At 63.4% G+C, this 2,128-nt stretch carries 4 protein-coding genes; all 4 read left to right on the top strand.

What is annotated here, in order from left to right; all coding sequences use genetic code 11:
* Window positions 1-824 (top strand): aromatic amino acid lyase (locus WCA53_RS05955; protein WP_423906860.1); only part of this gene is annotated, 824 nt, incomplete at its 5' end.
* The gene (locus WCA53_RS05950) at window positions 821-1,252 is read left to right on the top strand and encodes an acyl-CoA thioesterase (RefSeq protein ID WP_423906858.1); all 432 of its coding nucleotides are present in this window, start codon (window positions 821-823) and stop codon (window positions 1,250-1,252) included. The genes WCA53_RS05955 and WCA53_RS05950, both read left to right, overlap by 4 nt.
* On the top strand, window positions 1,240-1,890 hold the full coding sequence (locus WCA53_RS05945; protein WP_423906855.1) for a LolA family protein: 651 nt from the start codon (window positions 1,240-1,242) through the stop codon (window positions 1,888-1,890). The genes WCA53_RS05950 and WCA53_RS05945 overlap by 13 nt, the downstream gene beginning before the upstream one ends.
* The coding region (locus tag WCA53_RS05940) for a hypothetical protein (RefSeq protein ID WP_423906853.1) at window positions 1,890-2,128 on the top strand (239 nt) is incomplete at its 3' end. The genes WCA53_RS05945 and WCA53_RS05940, both read left to right, overlap by 1 nt.

The following is a 2,128-nucleotide window of genomic DNA, read 5'->3' as shown; positions in this document are numbered from 1 at the left end:
AAGTCAAGCCGCACGCCGGGCAGGGTGAGGCCGCTGCCTGGATCCGCGCGGATCTCGCCGGCCGGGACGACACGCCGGGGCATCGGCTACAGGATCGCTATTCAATCCGTTGCGCGCCCCATGTGATCGGCGTCGCACGCGATGCGCTTTCGTGGGTGCGCCGCGACGTCGAGAACGAGCTGAACAGCGCCAACGACAACCCGCTGATCGATCCCGATACCGGGCGCGTGCTGCACGGCGGCAACTTCTACGGCGGCCATATCGCGTTCGCCATGGATGCGCTCAAGGTCGCCGTCGCGAATCTTGCCGACTTGATGGACCGGCAGTTAGCACTGCTGGTGGACGACAAGTTCAACAACAACTTGCCGCGCAACCTGTCGGGCGCGGCGCCGGCGCGCGCTTCGATCAATCACGGATTCAAGGCCGTGCAGATATCGTCGTCGGCGTGGACGGCGGAAGCGCTCAAGCTGACCATGCCCGCGAGCGTCTTCTCGCGCTCCACCGAATCGCACAATCAGGACAAGGTGAGCATGGGCACGATCGCCGCGCGCGATTGCCTGCGCGTGCTCGAATTGACTGAGCAGGTTGCGGCCGCGCATACGCTTGCCACGGTGCAAGCCGCGCGTCTGCGACTGGGTATCGACGCGACTACGCTTGTTCCCGCGCCGCTGCAGGCGTTCATGGCAAGCGTCGCGGCCGAGTCGCCGTTCGTCGATGAAGACCGGGCGCTTGAGGGCGACCTGCGCGCGTTGACCGCGAGAATTGCCGCGTGCGCGCTCGTCGATGGCTTCTTCGACGACTACCAACAGGGCGTTCCAGCATGAACGAAACACGCAAGACGCTGACGGCGAGCGCCCCGGTCGAAGTGCCGTTCCACGACGTGGACGCGATGAACGTGTGCTGGCACGGCCACTATCTGAAGTACTTCGAGATCGGCCGCGCGGCGCTGTTGCGCGCGTTTGACTATGACTATCGTGAAATGCAGGCGTCGGGGTATGTGTGGCCGATCGTCGAGGCGCACTTGAAATATGTGCGGCCCGCGATCTACGGCCAGCGACTCGATGTCCGCACGCAACTGCTCGAATTCGAAAACCGCCTGAAGATCGGCTACGAGATATTCGACTGCGCAACGGGCGAACGCTTGACTAAGGGCTACACGATCCAGGTTGCCATCGACGCCGCGACGCAGGAATTGCAGTTCGTTTCTCCACCAGTGGTGTTTGAGAACCTGGAGCGCGCATGGGCACGCTGAGGCTGCTTGGCGCGCTAGCGGTGGCGTTGGCGCTGGCGATATCGTTCGATGCTTGCGCCGCCGAGCCCGCCAGCAACGCGGCACTTGTCTCGCAGGTCGCCGCGCGATTGGCGCACGCGAAGGGCGTGCGCGCACAATTTACGCAGACACAAACCTTGTCCGCTATGAGGCAACCGCTGGTCAGCACGGGTTCAATTTTATTCGTGCGCGAGCGTGGCGTGATCTGGCATATTGAATCGCCTTACCAGGCAACCTACGTCATCACCGACGCCGGCGTGAGCGAAGTCAGCGCGACGGGGCAACGCGTATCGACGAACAACGGCAATGGCAACGGCATGCGCGGCGTGGCGCAGGTATCGCGAATGATGCGCGCGATGCTGGGCGGCGATCTATCGGCGCTCTACTCGCAGTTCACCGTACAGGCGGACGGGACCCCCGCGCAGTGGCACATGCAACTGACGCCCGCGCAGCCGCAAATCGCCCAGTCGATCAAGGGCTTGCAGATGAACGGCGGTGACTTTTTGCAGACCTTGCGCATTGCGCTCGCAAACGGCGACACCACGCGCATCGACTTTACGAAAAGTGAGGCAGTCAACGACCTGACGCCGGCCGAGCGCGCACTGTTCGGAGCGCCCTGATGCAAGTTTTGCCACGGCGATCCGCAAGACAGGTCTTCGGCATCCGCGCCGCGTGGGTGCTGTTCGCACTTGTCGCCGCGTTGTATTGCGGCTGGCGCTTCGCCGGCCCTTCGCCGTTGCAGACCAACCTGCTTGCGCTACTGCCCGCGACGGAAGTCGACCCTATCGCGGAAAAAGCTGTCGATATGCTCGCGAGCACGCTCGGCGATCGTGCCGTTTTCCTTGTGACGAGCAGTGA

The organism is Caballeronia sp. (genome assembly GCF_049581465.1).
Lineage (GTDB): Bacteria > Pseudomonadota > Gammaproteobacteria > Burkholderiales > Burkholderiaceae > Caballeronia.
This window is presented reverse-complemented; position numbering and strand designations above follow the sequence as displayed.